Here is a 20,234-nt window from a genome sequence, read left to right on the forward strand (position 1 = left end):
CCAGGTCTCAGCTGTGGGTTTTTTCCCGGGGCTTGTCTTCTGCTTCCGCCTGTTTGGGCTGGGCTTCGGACTTTTCTTCCAGGGAATCCTTGTCTTCCTTGGCGGTGTCATCATCATTCATGGACTTTTTGAAGCCACGGATGGCGCCGCCGAGGTCGCTGCCGATGTTCCGCAGTTTCTTGGTTCCGAACAACAGGATGACAATGCCAAGTACGATCAGGAGTTGCCAGATACTGATACCCATGCGGGGTTCCTCATTCTCATTGTTTCAGTTCAGAAACATTGTACGTTAACAGAGCCGTCCTGCGGAAACCCCGAAAGGGGTAACACCTGCCTACTTGCTCCGCGATGCCTTTTCTTCCAGTCCTGACAGGTCGAACCGCCGTGCCAGCTCGTTCAGGACATCGTCCGGTCCGAGGCCGAGTCGGGACAGCATGACCATGCTGTGAAACCACAGATCAGCGGTCTCGTACACCACGTCGGTGGTTTCGCCGCTGTGTTCGGCATCCTTGGCAGCCAGCAACGTTTCAGTACATTCCTCGCCGACCTTTTCCAGGATCTTGTTCAGCCCTTTGGCATGCAGGCTGGCGACATAGGATGAGTCCGGGTCTGCATTCTTGCGGGCTTCCAGTACCTGGGCCAGGCGTTCCAGTACATCACTCACGGGCTGCTCCTTACTTGTTGCCATAGATTGCGTCCGGATCCTTGATTACCGGATCCACCGCAACCCACGCTCCGTCCTTCAGGGTACGGTAAAAACAGCTGCGTCGGCCAGTATGGCACGCAATGCCGCCTTTCTGCTCGACTTTCAGCAGAATCACGTCCTCGTCGCAGTCCAGCCGGATGTCCTTCACCACCTGTTGGTGACCGGATGTCTCTCCCTTGCGCCAGAGCTTGCCCCGGGAGCGGGACCAGTACACCGCGTGACCTTCTTCAGCCGTCAGCCTGAGGGATTCCCGGTTCATCCAGGCCATCATCAGGATTTCGCCGGTTTCGGCATCCTGGGCAATAGCCGGGACGAGGCCGTCCTCGGTCCAGCGAATGGCATTCAACCAGTCAGGGCTGTCGACAGTAGCGGAGCTTTCTTGCATTTATGTGAATCCCGGTTTGTCTTGTGGTTTAACGGCCGCCGCGCAGCACCAGCCCGCCGGCTATGGCCAGAAGGACCCAGCTCCATGCCGGCGTATTCTCGACCCAGGCCCGGGCTTCGGGCTGAGTTCCGATGAGCGCTGTGGCCACCAGCAAAGTGGCGAGGCCGGCCCGGCGCCAGCGCCGCTCGGTGCGAACCTGCTGCTGTTGCAATAGTGCCAGTGTATCGCGGTTTTGCTGTTCGGTGGGCCCTGCGTGTCGCATCTGCAACAGGGCATCGTGGATCAATTGCGGCATTTCCGGTGACTGTTCCAGCCAGGATGGCAGGTGGGACTGCAGCGACTTCAGCAAGCCGGTGGGGCCGATGCGTTTGCGCATCCAGTCTTCCAGGAACGGCTGGGCGGTGCTCCAGAGATCCAGCTCCGGATAAAGCTGGCGGCCCAGGCCCTCGACATTGAGCAGGGTTTTCTGCAGCAGTACCAGCTGGGGCTGGACTTCCATGTTGAAGCGCCGGGCGGTCTGGAACAGGCGCAGCAGGAAGTGGCCGAAGGAGATGTCTTTCAGGGGCCGTTCGAAAATCGGCTCGCACACGGTGCGGATGGCGGCTTCGAACTCATTGACCCGAGTGTCCGGCGGGACCCAGCCGGACTGGATGTGCAGTTGCGCCACCTGGCGGTAATCCCGACGGAAGAACGCCAGAAGGTTGCGGGCCAGGTAACTCTGGTCGTCCGGGGCCAGAGTGCCAACAATGCCGAAATCGATGGCGATGTACCGGGGGTCAGCTGGATTGGAGACGTCCACGAAGATATTGCCCGGGTGCATATCGGCATGGAAGAAGCTATCCCGGAAAACCTGGGTGAAGAAGATCTCCACGCCCTTTTCCGCCAGTACTTTCATGTTGACGCCGGCCGCCTCCAGCGCGGGCACGTCGGCGATGGGGATGCCGTGGATGCGTTCCATGACCAGTACCGACTTGCGGGTGTAATCCCAGTCGATAAAGGGGATGTAGATCAGCGACGAGTTCTCGAAGTTGCGGCGCAGCTGGCTGGCGTTGGCAGCCTCGCGCTGCAGGTCCAGTTCGTCGTGGATGGTGGAATCGTAGTCGGCGACCACGTCCACCGGGTGCAGGCGCTTGCCCTCGGACCAGTACTTCTCCAGCAGGCCGGCCATCAGGTACATCAGGGCCAGATCCTGGTGGATCACCTTTTCGATGCCCGGTCTCAGCACCTTGACCACCACACGTTGGCCATTGGACAGGGTGGCGGCATGGACCTGGGCCACCGAGGCCGACGCCATGGGGTCAGGGGAGAACTCCGCAAACAGTTCGGAGACCGGCTTGCCCAGGGAGGTTTCGATGATGTTGCGGGCACTGTCGCTGGGGAACGGAGGCACCCGGTCCTGTAGCTGCTTGAGGGACTCGGCCATGTCGTCCGGCAGCAGATCACGCCGGGTGGACAGGATCTGGCCGAATTTCACGAACACCGGTCCCAGTTCTTCCAGGGCCAGCCGCAGACGGTCGCCCCGGCTCAGTTTCGGCTGCGGGAACAGGTGCCAGGGAGCCAGCAGGAAAAACACCTTCAGGGGCGCCGGCAGTTCGGCAATGGGCAGAAACGTGTCCAGGCGGTAACGGCAGAATACCCAGGCAATTCGGAACAGGCGTCTCAGGCGGGTCACGGGTTCTCCGGTTCGTCAGTGATTTCACGGTCTTCCAGCAGCCGGAGCCGGGCTTCCAGGCGCTCGGTGCGCAGACTCAGCTCATCGATATCTCCGAAGGTGGCTTCCAGTTCTCGGCGCCCGGGCAGCGTGCGACTCTCCTCGTGGACGTACTCCTCGAGGTTCGCGTTCATGGAGCGGACCGCTTCCCGGCTCCATTTCACAGCATGGCGCAGACGCTTACCAAGAAAGTGCGCCGGAATGTCGCCGATGTGCCGTGCCATGGCGGCTTCCCAGTCGGGATCCAGCTGGTTCAGGGCCCGCTGAAGTTGGTGGGCGAGGCCGGTATCGCCATCCACATTCAGCCGTCCGTCCGCAAATACCCGGTCATCGCCGACGGCCAGAGCGGCAAAGGCCAGCGGCCGGCCACTGATCCGCAGCGCTGGTTCCATCGGGGGCTGGCTGCTGACCTGGACCCGTTCCCCGGTCTGGTCGAGGGTGTAGGTCAGTGGTACCGGGGCGGTAATGTACAGCTGTACCGGGCCCGTCAGTGCTTTGGCCAGGGAGCGGCGGCCGGCCGGATCCAGCTCGAGTGCCCGGTTCAGGGCATTCTCGATGATGGCGCTGGCGGCAGCCTGCAGGGTCGGGCCCGGAAACATCAGGGCTTGATTCCCACGTGCAGGGCGACGATGCCGCCGGTCATGTTGTAGTAGCGGCAGTTCACCAGGCCGGCGTTCTCCATCATGCCCTTGAGGGTCTCCTGATCCGGGTGCATGCGGATGGACTCGGCTAGATACTTGTAGCTCTCGCTGTCACCGGCGATCAGTTGGCCCATCAGCGGCAGCGCGTTGAAGGAGTACATGTCGTAGGCCTTGTTCAGCAACGGATTGGTGGGCTTGGAGAATTCCAGCACCATCAGCTTGCCACCAGGCTTGAGCACGCGGGTCATGTCGCGCAGGGCCTGATCCTTGTCAGTTACGTTACGCAGCCCGAAGGCGATGGACACGGCATTGAAGTTGTTGTCCGGGAAGGGCAGGTGTTCGGCATCCGCCTGCACGTATTCGATGTTGCCGGCGTAGCCCCGGTCCATCAGCCGGCTGCGGCCGACCTGAAGCATGGAGGCGTTGATGTCGGCGAGAACGACCTTCCCCGACGGGCCCACGAGATCCGAGAATTTCATGGTCAGGTCACCGGTGCCCCCGGCAATGTCCAGTACCTGATGCCCCGGGCGAACGCCGGACAGCTCGATGGTGAACCGCTTCCAGAGCCGGTGAATGCCCATGGACATCAGGTCGTTCATGAGGTCGTACTTGCCCGCCACGCTGTGGAAAACCTCGGCCACCTGGCCGGCCTTCTGGCTTTTCGGCACGTTGCGGAAGCCGAAATGGGTAACGTCGTCCTGGCGATTGCCGGAACCGGACGGATTGGCTGGCGTTTGCTGCTCGCTCATGGGGGATGTCCTGTCAGAATCTGAACCCCGTATTCTAACGGTTGGCGGAGTGGCTACAAGTTTAATACCGCCTTACACTGTAAAACCGTTTCAATTTGGAAGAGAAAACTGATCCATGTCTGTCATTGATGTCCATCGCCCCCATTCACTGGACAAGGAACACGCCCGTCAGGCGGCAGAAACCCTGGCCCAGGACCTGTCAAAGCAGTTCGAGGTACATTACCAGTGGGAAGGTGATGTCATGAAGTTCAAGCGTAGCGGCGTCAAAGGGCAGCTGAACATCACTCCGGACGATCTCCACATCCGTCTGGAGCTCGGCCTCATGCTCCGACCGTTCAAGCACCGGATCGAGCAGGAAATCCACAGCCAGCTCGATCGGATTATCCAGGCCTGATCTGAACGTCTATCTAAAGGTTGCCCGGTAGCTCGAACGGCGCCGGGTGGCCTGCCAGGATCTGTTCCATCACCGTCCGTTCCCGCCGCACCAGCCGTTCAATCAGGCTGTCCACGTCGTCCATTTTCCGGAAGGCACTGTAGCCGCGATGCAGGAAGCTGTGCAGGTCACTCAGGTCGGCCATTTCCGCCGGTGTTTTCGCCATGGACAGCAGCCAGCCCAGGGTGCGATTACGCACATAGCGGTCCAGCTGCTGACCGGATTCCGCCACCAGCTCAATCTGCCTTGTCCGATCGTCCAGTCGCTGGCTTGCCCGGTAGGCCTCGCAGTAGGCCTGGCCATCCAGTTCCGTCAGCAGCTGTAGATCCCGGTCGAGCAGTTCGGCCAGCTCCAGGTCGAGTTCCTGGGTCATCAGGTTCAGCTCCACCAGTCCGGCAAAGGTATCCAGCAGGTTGTCCGGCAGCCATTTGACCATTTTCGGAAAAACCCGGTCGATGTTGTCGTCCCGGCGGGTCATGCCGGCGGGTGCATAAAGGTCGGTGAGCAGGAATTCCAGGCCGGCACGGTAGCCAGGGTGCTCATACAGGTCCCTATGGGTTGCCTTGAGTCGCTGGGCCTGCCAGTTCGCCACCCTGAAGGTGTGCTCAAGCAATGGGTGCGCCACCTTGTGTTGCCGGAAGTCGTGGTACGCCAACAGCAACCGCTGAAGCCGGCTTGCCGCTTCGGAATGAACAGGGGTGGCGACCAGGCGGTCACGGTACATGGGGCAGCTCCGCTAAACCGTGGATGGGGGCGCCAGTTTAGCGGAGCGGAACCGGAGATGCAGCAGGGTCAGCCCTGGGCGGTAGCCGGCAGGGTCTCGAAGCCCGGAACCCATTCCTTGCTGTCCAGGGTAATGAAGTGACTTGGCGCCCCGGTTTCCACGATCCGCATGGTGGTCGGGCTCTGGCGGGCGCTGGCCAGCATGGCGGACCGGTCCAGGATCCGGTCCACCGCCGGGATCAGGAAGGTGCCATGGCGGATATGCTGATACACCGAGGTGTCGGTCCGCGTCATCCAGTCCATGATGTTCTCGATGTTGCGGACGATGGTCAGGTGGTCCTTGGTGGCAGAGAACAGCTTGCTGAGCAACTGTTTCTTCCTTGGATTCATCTTGCCGAAGAAGGTCTGGCCATAGGCAGACTGGGGCGCACTGTTGATCAGTCGGATCAGCCAGGGCCACATGCCATGACTGACCGGTTCCAGCAGCATCGTCACCAGGCCGTGCAGCCGTCCCTGGGGCAGTACCGGGGCCTCGAGTACCACTTCCACATCCTCGTAGAGTTCGGGCCATTGCTTCATGGCTTCCAGGAGCACCGCGCCGCCGCGGGAGTGGCCGTGAACACGGATGTTACGGGTGGTGGGCAGGTTGGCCAGAGCCTGGTTGAGAATGCAGGCATCGTATTCGATGGTGCCTTCCAGATGCTTGATCGGCACTTCCCAGTCCGGTGTCTCGGGTGTGATCCCGTTCACCGGAATATGGTAGTTGCTGCAAGTCAGCAGGATCAGTTCGGTGGTGGCGCCTTCGTAGGCCTGGGTGAAGTAGCAGTGGTTCCCCAGAAAGCCATGCACACCAATAACCGTCTGCTCCGCCTCACCGCTGTGATTGCGGATTGAAACAGCCCCTTTGCCCACGCGATAGACTCGGCCCGAGAACATCTCGGAGTAGGCACTCTCGATGGGCTTGATCAGCTTGCGAACATGACTCGCTTTCATACCTGCTCTCCCCCAGCACTGCAAATGTCGGTTATTGGTATTGGTTTGTGCTGGTAACCTTGTTGTACCGCGATGGTCACCGGCTTTTATTGGCGCTGGGTACGCTTTTTCCAGCGTTCCCCGGCCAATAGACTGGGTCCCAAGCCTGCTAATAACCATCGCATCAAGGCTTATAACCAGTATAGGGCTGAATAGTTACTCACGTGTAATGTTTTGTAACTTTGCGCGGCGGTCGCCGTGTGGAGCCGTTTCGGGTTGTCTGGCACAATACGCTCTTCGGTTTTTACGTACCATTGGATCTTACTGACCCCGGGGACCTTCAGGTTTGAGTCAAGCGCAATCGCATCTCCTGCTGCCTGCAGATTCGGCCTGGCTGTCACTGGAACGCCCGGATAATCCGATGACCATAACCGTGATGCTGAGAGTCGATGGGCTCACCGCACCCCGGTTTCGTGAATTCCTGAAGGTTTACTGGATTGCCTGGGAGCGCTTTGTGCATCGTCCGGTGCAGCGGGGGCCGGGCTGGTGGTGGCAGCGAGACCCCGAGTTCGATGTCCGGCGTCACCTGGATGTGGTGATCGAGCGCTTCTCCGAGGCGGGGCTGCAGGAATGGGTGTCCGCCCGACTGAATGAACCCCTGCCGCTGTTCCGTCCCAGGTGGAAGTTCTGGCTGGCGCCCAACGCTCCGGGCGGGGCGGCACTGGTGTTGCGGATGCACCATTGTTACGCCGATGGTCTGTCCTTGCTGGGGGTATTTGACCAGCTCTGCCCGGCCTCACCGAGGCAGCATCCCGCGCTCTATGGCGCGCCGGAACAGGGGGAGTTTTCCCGCTGGAGCAGCGCCGCCCAAGCCTGGTTGGAACAGTTGGCGCCGGGGCAACAAGACCGGGAGTCCGGGGCCGATGAATCCCGATCGGCGACGGCCTCACTGGAGTATGCGGAGCAGGTGCTTGAACAACATGCCCAGAAAGGCCTCCGTCTGCTGAGCGAGGTCACGGACTTTCTGGTGGAACCCGAAGATTCCCCCTCGGGTTTCCGGCGGCCGCTGTTGGGGCGGCGGCATTGCCGCTGGTCAGCGCCGGTCCCGCTTGAGCGTTTCCGTTGCATTGCCGAAACCACCAACGTGACGATCAATGATGTGTTGCTCAGCTGTGTCACAGCGGCGGCCCGCCCCAGGCTGGGGCTGAGCGATGATGAGCTGGAACGGGCCGTCATCCACGCCGCGGTGCCGGTGGATATCCGGGGGCGTCTGCCCGAGGAGCTGAAACCGCCGTCCGGAACACTCGGGAATTACTTCGGTACCGTGTTTGTAGCGCTGCCGGTGGATGGCGAAAGTCCGCTGGAGCGGCTGTACCGGATCAAGCAGGAAACCCGCCGGCTGAAGAAAAGCTGGCAGCCGGGGATTGCCTGGGGGCTGGCCTCAACCGCCTCGGTGATCCCCGATCCGTTACGCCAGCCCATCGCCGATGTGTTCTACCGTAAGGCGTCCGTGGTGGTATCGAACGTCCCCGGCAAACAGGAGCCACGTTATCTTGCCGGTTGCCGGATCACCGAACAGATGTTCTGGGTGCCACAGGCCGGGGATATCGGTGTCGGTATCAGCATCGCCAGTTATGCCGGCCGGGTCCAATTCGGTGTGGTGGCGGACGAGTCGGTGATGTCGGATCCTTCGGCGTTCCTGGATGACTGCCTGCAGGAGCTGGACCGTTTTCCGGGCGGATCGTAATCCCAAAGTTGTGGTTCTGAACCCTCCCAAATGAGCAGTAAACCTGCTCCGCTCCCTTGTGGCACTTCCCCTGTTGTCCCTTGTATAGGACTTAAGTGCTGGTTCGTTGGCGATTGAATACCGGTGCCACGGCTAATTGACTGGGCGGCAGATTGTGATCAATGGCTTACGATGATTCAGCCGCGCCGATAAAAAGCACGGAAGTCGCATTGGCTGGTTATGGGGATACTGTAAAATCTGTGGAAACCCAGAAACGTTTGGAGCAGGTGACCATGAGGCCAGCGACAACGAGGCCGGCTGTAAGGGTGGCAAGTGCGAGTGTACGAGATCCGGTGTTGGCGGCCACCCAGCTCGCCAGCCAGTTGAGCCACGAGCATCTTGGCTGTGTCCTGTTCTTCTGCTCGGCGGAATACGACCTGGGGCGGCTCGGGCCGGCCCTGGAACGCGCCTTCCCGGACGTTCGTGTCTGCGGCTGCACTTCAGCCGGGGAGATTACACCCGACGGCTATGGTCGGGGCTGCATTACCGCCATCGGCTTTGACCGACGTTATTTCGCCATCGATTGTGCCCTGATCTCGGCGCTGGACCGTTTCACGCTCCAGGATGCCCAGGGCGTTATCGATGGCCTGCTGGCCACCTGCCGGGACGCCAGGCTGGCTCCGGTAAAGGGCAATACCTTTGCCATTACCCTGCTGGATGGTCTGTCCAGCCGGGAAGAACTGGTGCTTGCCACGCTCAATTCAGCGCTGGGCACCATTCCCCAGTTTGGCGGATCGGCCGGCGACGACGAGCGCCTGGCCAATACCCATGTATTTTTTGACGGCCAGTTCCACACCGGAGCGGCCACGGTGATGCTCGTGAACACGCCGCTGGATTTTCGGGTGTTCTCCACCCACCACATGGTGGACCGCAGCGAGAAACTGGTGGTCACAGATGCCTGCCCGGAAAGCCGCACCGTGTTCGAGCTCAACGCGGAGCCGGCGGCAGAAGCCTACGCCCGGGCGGTGGGTGTCAGTGTGGATGCGCTGGACCGCAAGACCTTCGCCCTCGGACCGTTGGGTGTGAAAATCGGTGGCCATTACTTTGTCCGCTCGATCCAGAGGGTCAATCCTGACGGCAGCCTGACGTTCTATTGCGCGGTTGAGACCGGTATTGTGATGACCGCCATGGCGCCGGAAGGCCTGCTCGATAGCGTACGTGAGCAGATCGAGACCTCCGAGCGGGTGGTGGGCCCACCACTGGTAACTATCGGTTGTGATTGTTTCCTGCGCCGGCTGGAGGCAGAACTGACCGGCGAGGTGGACGCGGTGTCCGAGTTCCTGCGGCATCACAAGGTCATTGGCTTCAACACCTACGGCGAGCAGTTCGATGGCATGCATATCAACCAGACGTTTACGGGGGTGGTGATTGGCCAACCTGATACCCGCTCGGGAACATCCTGAAGATCTCACGGAAGAAATGAAGGACCTCCGCATTGCCGAACTGGAGGCGGAAAACCAGCGCCTGCGCCGCATTCGTGATGCCCTGATTGTGCGGGTGGAATCGGGTGTAGCGCACAAGCCCGAACCCTATGCGGCGTTCGAGCATTCGGTCATCCTGGCTGAGCAGGTGCGCGAGCGCACAGATGCCCTGAACCATGCGATGGAAGAGCTCAAGGTCAGTAACAAAGCCCTCAGCAGGGCAAGGGAGGAAGCAGAAACCACCCGCCAGCGCCTTAGCGATGCCATCGAAAGCATCGCCGACGGTTTCGTTCTGTTCGATCGCCAGCACCGGTTGATCCAGAGCAACAGTCGGTTCCGCAGCTATTGGCGCCATGTGGGCGCCAATGCCCCCGACGCGGGGACCTCTATTCAGGACGTTAAAGCCTGGGCCATGGCATCGGGGCTCATCGTCGAAGAGCACAGGCACGAAGATGCGGAAGGTGTCGTGTTCCTCCTCTCTAATGACCGCTGGGTACAGGTGACCGAGCGGCCAACCCGCGAAGGTGGTCTGGTGGTGCTGTATTCCGACATCACAGACGTCAAGAACAGCGAGATGGCTCGCCGAATCAAGGCCCTGGAAGAGAGTGAGCGTTGGATTCGCGTGGTCACCGACCATGTGCCGGCCCTGATAGCCTATGTCGGCGCGGACATGACCGTGCAATTCTGTAACAAGGTCTACGAGGCCTGGTACCGACGGGACGGAGCGCCGCTGTTGGGGCAGCGACTGGATCAGATCCATTGCCCGGAGTTCTACCAGCGATTGCTACCCCAGATCATGGAAGTCATGGACGGCCACAACGTCACCTTCGAGCTGGAGGAAACCGGTGAGGCCGGAGAAGTTCGTTACATGTTGCGATCTTATGTGCCCAATTTCGATGAGTTTGGGGACATCATCGGCTTCTTCGTGCTGATTCGGGACATTACCGACCGGCGCAAGACTGCCCTGGCGCTGGAGCAGGCCTACGATAACCTGGAGCGCCGGGTGAAAGAGCGCACGGCAGCCCTGACTGCACTCAATAACCAGTTACGCCAGGAAATTTCGGAGCGGGCGGCCGTGGAAGAGCGTCTGCGGGACGCCAAACTGGATGCCGAACGGGCCAATATGTCCAAGACCAAGTTCCTGGCCGCAGTCAGCCACGATCTGCTGCAACCGTTGAACGCCGCCCGATTGTTCACCAGTGCCCTGCAGGAGCAGTCCTTCGGGCCAAAGGCCGAGGGACTGGTGCGGTCGGTCAGCACTTCCCTCGACGATGTCGAGAACTTGCTCGGGACCCTGGTGGACATTTCGAAGCTGGACGCTGGCGTGATCAAGCCGGATGTCACCGCCTTTGATTTGCGGGATCTGCTCAATAATATTGCCCGTGAATTCCGCCAGATGGCCCTGGCGGAGAATCTGGCGCTGGATTTTGTCCCTTCATCTGCGGTGGTGGAATCCGATTCCCAGCTGCTGGCAAGGATACTGCGCAATTTTCTGACCAATGCCATTCGCTATACCAGCTCGGGGCGTATCCTCCTGGGTTGCCGTCGGCGGGAAGATCATGTGCTGTTGCAGGTCTGGGATACCGGGCCGGGCATTCCCGAGGACAAGCTCACCGAAATTTTCCAGGAGTTCAAACGCATCCGGCCAAGCGGTTCCCAGGCCGACAAGGGCCTGGGACTCGGCCTTGCGATCGTCGAAAAGATTTCCCGCATGCTCGGCCATGAGGTGACGGTCTCTTCGGTGGAGGGCAAGGGCTCGGTGTTCAGCGTTCGGGTGCCCCGGGGCCAGCTGCGATCGGATCGTCCGGGGACGGATAATTCGGCGGTCAGCCGCCTCGATGATGGCCTGAGTGGTGCCCGGGTCTGGGTCATCGACAACGACCAGGCCATCTGCCAGGGCATGAAAACCCTGCTCGAGGGCTGGGACTGCCGGGTGGTGACGGCGGTTTCCCTTGAGGATCTGGAACGGCAGCTACCGATCGAGTCCTGCCCCGTGGATCTTATTCTGGCCGATTATCATCTCGACAACGAGGAAAACGGCGTCGACCTGGTGGGGGAGATCAATCGGCGGCGAGCGACCCCGGCACCCGTGCTTATGATCACCGCAAATTACACCAATGAGCTGAAGCAGCACATCCGTGAGCTGGGTTACCTGTTGATGAACAAGCCGGTGAAGCCGTTGAAGTTGCGAAGCGTGTTGAACCACGTCATTCGCGGGTGAAACAGGGGTCGGAAGAAAGCTTTCTTCCGACCCCTGAGCAAGCACATGGTTTTGCCGTACTCAGGGGTCTGATGAACCTGTTCATCCGACCCCATGATCAAATTCAGGCCCCAGCCTCAGCGCTTCAGATACTGACTGAAATCCACATCGCTCGCCGACAGGATCGCCTGAACCCGGTTATGCACCCCCAGTTTCCGAAGAATGGCGGACACATGAGCCTTCACCGTGGTCTCCGCTATGTTCAGGTTATAGGCAATCTGCTTGTTGGACTCCCCCTTGGACATCCGTTCCAACACCAGCAGCTGGCGGCGGGTCAGGGAGTTGAGGAGTTCCGGCGAGATCGGGTTGTCGTCGCCCCGGCTGCGGCGATGGCCGCTTTCCTTACCGGTGCGGATGATGTCGGAGGGCAGGTAGACATTGCCGTTGAGGATCTGCTGGATGGCATCCGTCATCTGCGCCCGGGGTGAGGACTTGGTGATGAAGCCCACGGCACCGTAGGTGATCGCCTGCAGGACCACCTGTTTGTCTTCCTCGGCGGAGACAATCACGACCGGAATACTTGGCGCCTCATTGCGCAGGGTAATCAGCCCGTTGAGACCATGCATGCCCGGCATGTTCAGATCCAGCAGAATCAGGTCCAGGTCGTCGTGCTCAAGAGTAACTTCCAGAGTACTTTCGAGATCATCGGTCTCAATGATGTCACTGCCTTTGAAGCCTGAGGCTATCACGTTACTGATGGCCTCGCGGAACAGCGGGTGGTCGTCGGCAATCAGGATCTTGTAAGCGGGCTCCATGACAGTCTCCACTTGTTTGTTATTGGAATAGGGGCTGGATTAAAGCCAATGATAACGGTTTTCTGATCGCTACGTGCCATCAGTTTATTGCGAAGATCGGGCCGTTCAGAACCTCTTTCGCTAATCAGCAGACGTAAAATCTACTACCAAGGAAGGAGTTTTTCGCCCCTATCGCATCATTCACGTATCCCGGATTGGGGTCTACATTGAATGGGTAAACGCGAAAGGCTGCGTTGCCCTGCGATAAACACAACAAGAGGTCGATAACATGATCTACGCACAACCCGGAAAAGAAGGTTCTGTCGTCTCCTTTAAATCCCGCTACGAAAACTACATTGGCGGTGAGTGGGTGGCACCCGTCAAGGGCGAGTACTTCGAGAACATCACGCCGGTGACCGGTGAGGTGATCTGCGAGATTCCCCGTTCCACCGCCGAAGACATCGATCTGGCGCTGGATGCGGCGCATAAGGCCGCGCCGGCCTGGGGCAAGACATCACCCACCGAGCGTTCCAACATCCTGCTGAGGATTGCTGATCGCATCGAAGCGAACCTGGAAAAACTGGCTGTCGCCGAAACCTGGGATAACGGCAAGGCGGTTCGTGAAACCCTGAATGCCGACATCCCGCTGGCAGCCGATCACTTCCGCTACTTCGCCGGCTGTATCCGCGCCCAGGAAGGTCACATGGGCGAGATCGACCACAACACCGTGGCGTACCATTTCCATGAGCCGCTGGGCGTTGTCGGCCAGATCATTCCCTGGAACTTCCCGCTGCTGATGGCGGCCTGGAAACTCGGTCCCTGCCTGGCTGCCGGTAACTGCACCGTGCTCAAGCCGGCCGAACAGACCCCTGCCAGCATCCTGCTGCTGATGGAAATCATCGGTGACCTGCTGCCGCCAGGCGTGCTCAACGTCGTGAACGGCTACGGCATTGAGGCTGGTCAGGCACTGGCCACCAGCAAGCGCATTGCGAAGATTGCCTTCACCGGCTCCACCCCGGTTGGCTCCCACATACTCAAGTGTGCCGCCGACAACATTATCCCGTCCACCGTCGAGCTGGGTGGCAAGTCCCCGAACATCTACTTCTCCGACGTCATGAAGGCCGAGCCGGAATTCGTCGACAAGTGTGTCGAGGGTCTGGTACTGGCGTTCTTCAACCAGGGTGAGGTGTGCACCTGCCCGTCTCGCGCCCTGGTCCAGGAAGACATGTTCGAAGAGTTCATGCAGAAGGTCATCCAGCGCACCAAAGCCATAAAGCGCGGCAACCCGCTGGATACCGACGTTCAGGTGGGTGCCCAGGCGTCCAGGGAACAGTTCGACAAGATCATGTCCTACCTGGAGATCGGTAAGCAGGAAGGCGCCGTGGTGCTGACCGGCGGTGACCGCGAGCATCTGGACGAAGAGTTCAGCAACGGCTTCTACATCCAGCCGACCCTGTTCAAGGGCGACAACAAGATGCGCGTGTTCCAGGAGGAAATCTTCGGCCCGGTGGTGGGTGTCACCACCTTCAAGACCGAGGAAGAAGCCTTGGCTATCGCCAACGACACCGAATTCGGTCTGGGTGCCGGCGTCTGGACCCGTGACACTAACCTGGCCTACCGCATGGGCCGCAACATTCAGGCCGGGCGGGTCTGGATGAACTGCTACCATGCCTACCCTGCGCACGCCGCCTTCGGTGGCTACAAGAAGTCCGGTGTTGGCCGCGAAACCCATAAGATGGCACTCGAGCACTACCAGCAGACCAAGAACATGCTGGTCAGCTACGACACCAACCCGCTGGGTTTCTTCTGATCTGAAAGTATCGGTTAGCGGGCTTGCCATGAGCCCGCGTTTCTTATCCCCACATGGATGTGAGTTATCTCTTCAGCCCCTCCCCGGGGCTTTTTTGTTGTCTCGAACATGGAGTCAGTAAACATTCGTTCTGGCGGTGCTGGCAGGGCTTGCCGCACCGGTCGATGCGTTCCAGCCAGCTGAACAGCCGGAACCGGCCGAGCACGGCCAGTAGCGGACAAAACGCAGGGTGATGCTGGTCTTGAACGGTTCCACCTCAGCCAGCTGTTCGGCCAGGGTCAGTGAATAGAAGGCGCTACCGACGAGTCCCGGCAGGATTGGGTATTTGAGCAGAATCAGCCGTCGCTGTCAGTGCTCCGGAACCCGGATCTGTCTGAACTTGAGCGTCTCACCCCGCCAGGCAGCCATCTCCACCGGGTCGTTGTCTCCGAGTCGGTCCATGAACCGGCAGTAGCTTTCATCGCCGAGCAGGTTCCTGCCGACCATTGGGGAGTTCATGTAGCCAAAGAACAGTTCTAAAGTACCATATTGGCCGTTTTCCACAGTCTCTAGTATAAGTAGGTGTAGTCGGAGATGCCGGCTGTGATACCCGATGTTCGAACAATGACGACAATGACAAGAGGTGAGCATTATGTGGACCAAACCAGCCTACGAAGACCTGCGGATCGGTTTTGAAGTCACCATGTACTTCGCCAATCGCTGAGTGAGAGCCGGCCAGCGCTGTCGGGCTGGTCGGGTCCTCTCCGGATTCTTTCCATGCAGATCCATATCCTTGGCTCCGCCGCCGGTGGCGGGTTTCCGCAGTGGAACTGTAATTGCCGGAATTGCGCGGGCTTCCGTAACGGTAGCGTGAATGCGCAGGCCCGGACCCAATCTTCCATAGCTATCAGTGAAGATGGCGAGCACTGGATATTGTTTAACGCATCTCCCGATATCCGGTCTCAACTGGCGGCTTTCCTGGCCATGCAACCAGCCCGGGCCCTGCGTGACACCGGGATCAGCGCCATCGTCCTGATGGACAGCCAGGTGGATCACACCACCGGCCTTTTATCACTGCGCGAGGGGCTGCCCATGGATGTCTGGTGTACCCGCCAGGTACACGACGATCTCAGCTCTGGTTTTCCCTTGTTCACTATGCTGAAGCACTGGAACGGCGGCCTGAGCTGGCGGGAAATTGAAGCTTCGGAACAGGTGGAATTCAGTATTCCCTGTGCCCCGTCCCTGCAGTTGACAGCCATTCCACTGCTGAGCAACGCGCCGCCTTATTCACCCCGGCGGGACAACCCGCATCCGGGTGACAACATCGGCATCTTTGTTCGGGATACCCGTACCAGAGCCACAATGTTGTACGCGCCAGGGCTGGGCCATCCGGACGAGCGGATTCTGGCGTGGATGCGCAAGTCGGATATCCTGTTGGTCGACGGCACCGTCTGGCACGATGATGAGATGATCCGCCAGGAAGTGGGTACCAAGACCGGACAGGCTATGGGGCATCTGGCCCAGAGTGGCCCCGGCGGTATGATTGAGGTGCTCGACACCATGCCGGCCAGCCGCAAGATCCTTATTCACATCAACAACACCAATCCGATCCTGGACGAGGACTCCCCCGAGCGCGCGGAACTGGGCGAGCACGGTATCGAGGTCTCGTGGGACGGTATGCACATCGATCTGTCGGGGCAGCCATGAACGCCAAAGCCAACACCGCCATGAACCTAGAGGCCTTCGAACAAGCCCTTCGCAGCAAGGGTCAGTACTACCACATCCACCACCCCTACCATAAAGCCATGTACGGCGGGCAATGCACGCCGGAGCAGATCCGCGGTTGGGTGGCGAACCGGTATTACTACCAGATCCGGATTCCCCAGAAAGATGCCGCTATCATGGCCAGCTGCCCGGACGCCCAGGTGCGTCGGCTGTGGCTGCAGCGGATTCTGGATCACGACGGCCATGACGGCGATGTTGGCGGCATCGAGGCCTGGTTGTCCCTGGCCGAGGCGGTGGGGCTGACCCGGGAGGAGGTCATCGACCAGCGCCATGTGCTGCCGGGTGTCCGGTTTGCTGTGGATGCCTATCTGAATTTTGCTCGCCGGGCGACCTGGCAGGAGGCGGCTTGTTCCTCCCTGACCGAACTGTTCGCCCCGGAAATCCATCAGTCCCGCCTGGACAGCTGGCCACAGCACTACCCATGGATCGAGGGGAGTGGTTACAGCTATTTCCGCAAGCGGCTGTCCGAGGCCCGCCGCGATGTGGAACACGGGCTCAGCATCACCCTGGATCATTTTGTTACCGAGGCCCAGCAGACCCGCGCCCTCGACATCCTTCAGTTCAAGCTGGATATCCTGTGGTCCATGTTGGATGCGCTGACGATGGCCTACATGCATAAGACCCCCCCGTATCATACGGTCACCGACCAGCAAGTATGGCACCGGGGCCTGTGAGTGAGGGTGTCATGAGTCAGATTCCCCGTTTTCGCCGTGGCTTCCGGTTCCAGTGGGAACCTGCCCAGGATTGTTACGTGCTGCTGTACCCGGAGGGTATGGTCAAACTTAACGGTAGCGCCGGGGCGATACTGAATGAGGTGGATGGCCAACAGGATGTGGACGCCATCATCGCGGCTCTTCAGCAGCAATTCCCGGAGGCCGGTGACCTTGGCCCGGATGTGCGTGCCTTTCTCAAAGATGCCGAGCAGCAGCACTGGATTGAACTGTCATGACGTGCGCTGATGTCCTCGCAACGGTCAATAACCCACACCAGGCAGGTCCTCCCCTGTGGCTGCTGGCGGAGCTGACCTACCGTTGCCCGCTGCAGTGCCCCTACTGCTCCAACCCGCTGGACTTCGCCCAGAGCGAGCGGGAACTGAGCACCGAACAGTGGATTAGCGTGCTGCGCCAGGGCCGGGAAATGGGCGCCGCCCAGTTGGGTTTCTCCGGCGGCGAGCCGCTGGTGCGTCAGGACCTGCCGGCGCTGATCGCCGAGGCCCGGAAACTGGGTTATTACACCAACCTCATCACCTCTGGCCTGGGCCTCACTGAGGCCAAAGTGGATGCCTTCGCCGAGGCTGGCCTGGATCATATTCAGGTCAGCTTCCAGGCTTCCGACCCGGAGCTGAACAACGCGGTGGCCCGCTCACGCAAGGCCTTCGAGCAGAAGCTGGCCATGGCTAAAGCGGTCAAGGCCGCCGGTTATCCGATGGTGCTCAATTTCGTGGTCCACCGTCACAACATCCACCAGATGAACGACATCATGGCCCTGTGCGAACGGCTGGGGGCGGACTACGTGGAACTGGCCACCTGCCAGTACTACGGTTGGGCGTTCGAGAACCACGAAGGACTGATGCCTTCCAAGGCCCAGCTGGTTCAGGCCGAGCACGAAGTGAATCGGTATCGTGAACGTCTGGCAGCCTCCGGCTCGGCCATGAAGCTGATCTTCGTCACCCCGGACTACTACGAGGAACGCCCCAAGGCCTGCATGAATGGCTGGGGCAACCTGTTCCTGACCGTGACGCCGGACGGAACCGCCTTGCCATGCCACAGTGCCCGGTTGCTGCCCATCGACTTCCCGAACGTGCGGGACATGAGCCTGAAACAGATCTGGTATGACAGTCCCGGGTTTAACCATTACCGCGGCGATGAGTGGATGCCCGAGCCTTGTCGCTCCTGCGACGAGAAGGGAAAGGACTTTGGCGGTTGCCGTTGCCAGGCCTACCTGCTGACCGGGAACGCCGACAACGCCGACCCGGTGTGCGGCAAGTCCCCGCATCACGAGCGCATCCTTGCGGCACGGAGAGCCGCCGATCACGCCACGGCCGGCCTTGACGAGCTGGTGTATCGCAATGCCAACAACTCCAGGCTCTTCTTCCGGGGCTGAAGCGTCCCGGAAACCGAGGGGAGCCTCCCTGTCATCTCCTTTGCTGAGTGCGCAGAAGGTCTGTGCCGGCCATGCCCAGCGGGCGGAACTGGCGGTTTCCGACGCAGGGCTGTTCTGGCTGGAGGCGGATCCCGACCGTGGTTGCAATGTTATCCGGCATCTGGGTGAGCAAGGGCTCATAACCCTGCCGACCGGCACCACCGGTATCGGCAGCCGAATCAATGGCTATGGTGGCGGTTCGCTGGCGGTGCTGGGTGACCGGGTGACAGCGGTCACCGACCAGCAACAACTGATCGCGGTGTCGCCGACGTCGTCGCAGCCGGTGTTGGTGCTGGATGAACCGGAAGCAAGCTGGGGTGGACTGGTTGCTGATGGTGAGCGCAACCGGGTTCTGGCCGTGCGCGAAGCCGGAGGCCGGCAGCAACTGGTGGCCATCGCAGAGGACGGTCGCCCACAGATATTTCACGAGGGAGAGGATTTCTACGGCGCTCCGGCACTATCCCCGGATGGCCACAGGGTTGCCTGGATCAGTTGGCAACTGCCCGACATGCCTTGGCTGCGTACCCGGCTCTGGACCGGTGAGCTGGATTCGTCCGGGCAATTGCAGAATCTGCACTGCGTTTCGGCACCGGCAGAGGGCTCCATCCAGCAACCGTTTTTCGAGGGACAGGACCTGTGGGTACTGTCAGATCACGACGGCTGGTGGCAGCCCTGGCGTCTGGATCAGCAAGGCAGGGATGTTACCTGGCATTCATCGACTGCCCCCCGGCTGGATCACGCCAATGCCCCCTGGCAACTGGGAGAGCGTCATCATTGTCCCTTGCTGGGTGGCGGCTGGGCACGGGTTCGCTATCGTGAGGGCGCTGCTGAACTGTGGGTCAGTGCCGGGAAGAACGCCGAAGAAATCCGGGTAGCCGAGACCTTCACCGATTTCCGGTCTCTGGCTCACTGGCGGGGGCAACTGTTCTGCGTGGCGCGCTCTTCCGACCGGTTGGATGCCATTGTCGAGGTAAACCCCGGTAACGGTGCGGTGCGAATCCTCGCCGGTTTTGAACAGCCGTTCCAGGGCTATTCGGCCATTTGCCCTGACTCCTTTACCGTCCCGGCACCGGACAGCCATGGTTTGCCGGTACAGGGCTTTCTTTATACTCCGGAACCTGTCCCCGATGAGCCTCCACCCCTCATTCTGGTAGCCCATGGCGGTCCTACCTCTGCCGCTTATCCGGTTTACAATCCACAGATCCAGTTCTGGTGCCAGCGAGGGTTTGCCGTCGCTGAGGTGAATTATCGGGGCAGCAGCGGTTTCGGTCGGCGCTTCCGACTGGCCCTGGCCGGACACTGGGGCGAGATCGACGTGACGGACATGAGCGCCGCCGCGGATTACCTGGCCTCCCGGGGGCTCGCGGACCGTCAGAGGACGTTCATCCAGGGGCGCAGTTCCGGAGGCTATACCGCACTGATGACGCTGATCGGCAGTGACCGTTTCGTTGCCGGTGCCAGCCTGTTCGGGGTTACGGATCCGATGAGGCTGCGAACAATGACCCATCGGTTCGAGTCCGGTTACCTGGACTGGCTGCTTGGATCGCCGGACCTGCATCCGGAGCGCTGGCAGGCTCGTACTCCGTTACATCATGCCGCCCGAATCCGTGCGCCATTGATCTTTTTCCAGGGAGGGCAGGACCGGGTAGTGGTGCCGGATCAGACCCGTGCCATGGTCGAGGCCATGAAGGCGGCTGGCGGTGCACCGGAACTGCACTGGTTTGAGGACGAAGGTCATGGATTTCGCCAGCGTCACAACCAGGCCAGCATGCTCGAGTGGTTACACAGTTTCTACCGTAGACACAGCCAAAAGGCCAATAATCGACCGGATGACTTGCGTTAGAGGCGCCAAGGTGTTGGTCTGGGCCTGGCGATTGTGGAGCGTATGTGCCGGATCCTCGGTTACCAAGTGGATGTCGCCTCCCGCAGATGGCACCTGCCGATTCTCAATAAGCCGGTCAAACCGAATCGCCTCCGGGCGTTCCTTGCCAGCCTGC

20 protein-coding genes and 1 pseudogene are annotated in these 20,234 nt (G+C 60.4%); 11 read left to right on the forward strand and 10 right to left on the reverse strand.

The window, feature by feature from the left end; genetic code table 11:
- Positions 1-7 precede the first annotated feature (7 nt).
- From tatA to ubiE, 6 genes are all read right to left on the reverse strand, one after another.
- On the reverse strand, positions 8-244 hold the full coding sequence (gene tatA, locus R6W86_RS05445; RefSeq protein ID WP_410328366.1) for a Sec-independent protein translocase subunit TatA: 237 nt from the start codon (positions 242-244) through the stop codon (positions 8-10).
- Positions 245-334: 90 nt separating this feature from the next.
- A complete protein-coding gene (locus tag R6W86_RS05450; protein ID WP_410328420.1) occupies positions 335-664 on the reverse strand; it encodes a phosphoribosyl-ATP diphosphatase in 330 nt (109 codons plus the stop codon).
- Between the two features lie 10 nt (positions 665-674).
- Positions 675-1,091, reverse strand: a complete 417-nt coding sequence (gene hisI, locus R6W86_RS05455; RefSeq protein WP_343812141.1) for a phosphoribosyl-AMP cyclohydrolase — start codon at positions 1,089-1,091, stop codon at positions 675-677.
- A 28-nt stretch (positions 1,092-1,119) separates the two neighbouring features.
- Positions 1,120-2,763, reverse strand: coding sequence for a ubiquinone biosynthesis regulatory protein kinase UbiB (gene ubiB, locus R6W86_RS05460; RefSeq protein WP_410328367.1), 1,644 nt, complete (start codon positions 2,761-2,763; stop codon positions 1,120-1,122).
- Positions 2,760-3,401: an SCP2 domain-containing protein gene (locus R6W86_RS05465; protein ID WP_410328368.1), complete on the reverse strand. Its 642-nt coding sequence runs from the start codon at positions 3,399-3,401 to the stop codon at positions 2,760-2,762. Before R6W86_RS05465 ends, ubiB begins: the two co-directional genes overlap by 4 nt.
- On the reverse strand, positions 3,401-4,192 hold the full coding sequence (gene ubiE / locus R6W86_RS05470; protein WP_410328369.1) for a bifunctional demethylmenaquinone methyltransferase/2-methoxy-6-polyprenyl-1,4-benzoquinol methylase UbiE: 792 nt from the start codon (positions 4,190-4,192) through the stop codon (positions 3,401-3,403). Before ubiE ends, R6W86_RS05465 begins: the two co-directional genes overlap by 1 nt.
- Before the next feature lie 115 nt (positions 4,193-4,307).
- On the opposite strand from ubiE, the gene R6W86_RS05475 reads away from it, so the two are divergent.
- The gene (locus tag R6W86_RS05475) at positions 4,308-4,586 is read left to right on the forward strand and encodes a polyhydroxyalkanoic acid system family protein (protein WP_410328370.1); all 279 of its coding nucleotides are present in this window, start codon (positions 4,308-4,310) and stop codon (positions 4,584-4,586) included.
- A gap of 13 nt (positions 4,587-4,599) precedes the next feature.
- Here the strand turns inward: R6W86_RS05475 and R6W86_RS05480 are convergent, their stop codons facing one another.
- Entirely contained in the window at positions 4,600-5,349 is a 750-nt protein-coding gene (locus R6W86_RS05480) for an FFLEELY motif protein (protein ID WP_410328371.1), read from the reverse strand.
- A 68-nt stretch (positions 5,350-5,417) separates the two neighbouring features.
- Entirely contained in the window at positions 5,418-6,341 is a 924-nt protein-coding gene (locus tag R6W86_RS05485; RefSeq protein ID WP_410328372.1) for an alpha/beta hydrolase, read from the reverse strand.
- A 325-nt stretch (positions 6,342-6,666) separates the two neighbouring features.
- On the opposite strand from R6W86_RS05485, the gene R6W86_RS05490 reads away from it, so the two are divergent.
- The 3 genes from R6W86_RS05490 (at position 6,667) to R6W86_RS05500 (ending at position 11,748) form a co-directional block, all read left to right on the forward strand.
- Entirely contained in the window at positions 6,667-8,067 is a 1,401-nt protein-coding gene (locus tag R6W86_RS05490; RefSeq protein WP_410328373.1) for a WS/DGAT domain-containing protein, read from the forward strand.
- Between the two features lie 272 nt (positions 8,068-8,339).
- A complete protein-coding gene (gene nosP, locus R6W86_RS05495) occupies positions 8,340-9,509 on the forward strand; it encodes a nitric oxide-sensing protein NosP (protein WP_410328374.1) in 1,170 nt (389 codons plus the stop codon).
- A gap of 16 nt (positions 9,510-9,525) precedes the next feature.
- On the forward strand, positions 9,526-11,748 hold the full coding sequence (locus tag R6W86_RS05500; protein WP_410328421.1) for a NahK/ErcS family hybrid sensor histidine kinase/response regulator: 2,223 nt from the start codon (positions 9,526-9,528) through the stop codon (positions 11,746-11,748).
- 116 nt (positions 11,749-11,864) lie between these two features.
- Here the strand turns inward: R6W86_RS05500 and R6W86_RS05505 are convergent, their stop codons facing one another.
- Positions 11,865-12,542 (reverse strand): response regulator, encoded by a 678-nt coding sequence (locus R6W86_RS05505; RefSeq protein WP_410328375.1) that lies wholly within the window; start codon positions 12,540-12,542, stop codon positions 11,865-11,867.
- A gap of 268 nt (positions 12,543-12,810) precedes the next feature.
- Between R6W86_RS05505 and R6W86_RS05510 the strand changes: the two genes are divergently transcribed.
- Entirely contained in the window at positions 12,811-14,331 is a 1,521-nt protein-coding gene (locus R6W86_RS05510; protein WP_410328376.1) for an aldehyde dehydrogenase family protein, read from the forward strand.
- Positions 14,332-14,452: 121 nt separating this feature from the next.
- Here the strand turns inward: R6W86_RS05510 and R6W86_RS05515 are convergent.
- Positions 14,453-14,742 (reverse strand): annotated as a pseudogene (locus R6W86_RS05515) (ferredoxin); the annotation flags it as partial.
- A gap of 220 nt (positions 14,743-14,962) precedes the next feature.
- Here R6W86_RS05515 and pqqA point away from each other — a divergent pair.
- Genes pqqA through R6W86_RS05545 form a run of 6 tightly spaced genes read left to right on the forward strand, consistent with a single transcriptional unit; the run spans position 14,963 to position 20,080 of the window.
- Positions 14,963-15,034: a pyrroloquinoline quinone precursor peptide PqqA gene (gene pqqA, locus R6W86_RS05520; RefSeq protein ID WP_007153157.1), complete on the forward strand. Its 72-nt coding sequence runs from the start codon at positions 14,963-14,965 to the stop codon at positions 15,032-15,034.
- Between the two features lie 53 nt (positions 15,035-15,087).
- A complete protein-coding gene (pqqB, locus tag R6W86_RS05525) occupies positions 15,088-16,017 on the forward strand; it encodes a pyrroloquinoline quinone biosynthesis protein PqqB (RefSeq protein WP_410328377.1) in 930 nt (309 codons plus the stop codon).
- Positions 16,014-16,769, forward strand: coding sequence for a pyrroloquinoline-quinone synthase PqqC (pqqC, locus tag R6W86_RS05530; protein WP_410328378.1), 756 nt, complete (start codon positions 16,014-16,016; stop codon positions 16,767-16,769). The genes pqqB and pqqC overlap by 4 nt, the downstream gene beginning before the upstream one ends.
- The gene (gene pqqD, locus R6W86_RS05535; protein WP_410328422.1) at positions 16,766-17,044 is read left to right on the forward strand and encodes a pyrroloquinoline quinone biosynthesis peptide chaperone PqqD; all 279 of its coding nucleotides are present in this window, start codon (positions 16,766-16,768) and stop codon (positions 17,042-17,044) included. Before pqqC ends, pqqD begins: the two co-directional genes overlap by 4 nt.
- Complete coding sequence (gene pqqE / locus R6W86_RS05540) at positions 17,041-18,198, forward strand: pyrroloquinoline quinone biosynthesis protein PqqE (protein WP_410328379.1); 1,158 nt, start codon at positions 17,041-17,043, stop codon at positions 18,196-18,198. The genes pqqD and pqqE overlap by 4 nt, the downstream gene beginning before the upstream one ends.
- The gene (locus R6W86_RS05545) at positions 18,164-20,080 is read left to right on the forward strand and encodes an alpha/beta hydrolase family protein (RefSeq protein ID WP_410328380.1); all 1,917 of its coding nucleotides are present in this window, start codon (positions 18,164-18,166) and stop codon (positions 20,078-20,080) included. The genes pqqE and R6W86_RS05545 overlap by 35 nt, the downstream gene beginning before the upstream one ends.
- The last annotated feature ends 154 nt before the right edge of the window (positions 20,081-20,234 follow it).

Origin of the sequence: Marinobacter sp. (assembly GCF_046484525.1) — a bacterium.
Taxonomy (GTDB): domain Bacteria; phylum Pseudomonadota; class Gammaproteobacteria; order Pseudomonadales; family Oleiphilaceae; genus Marinobacter.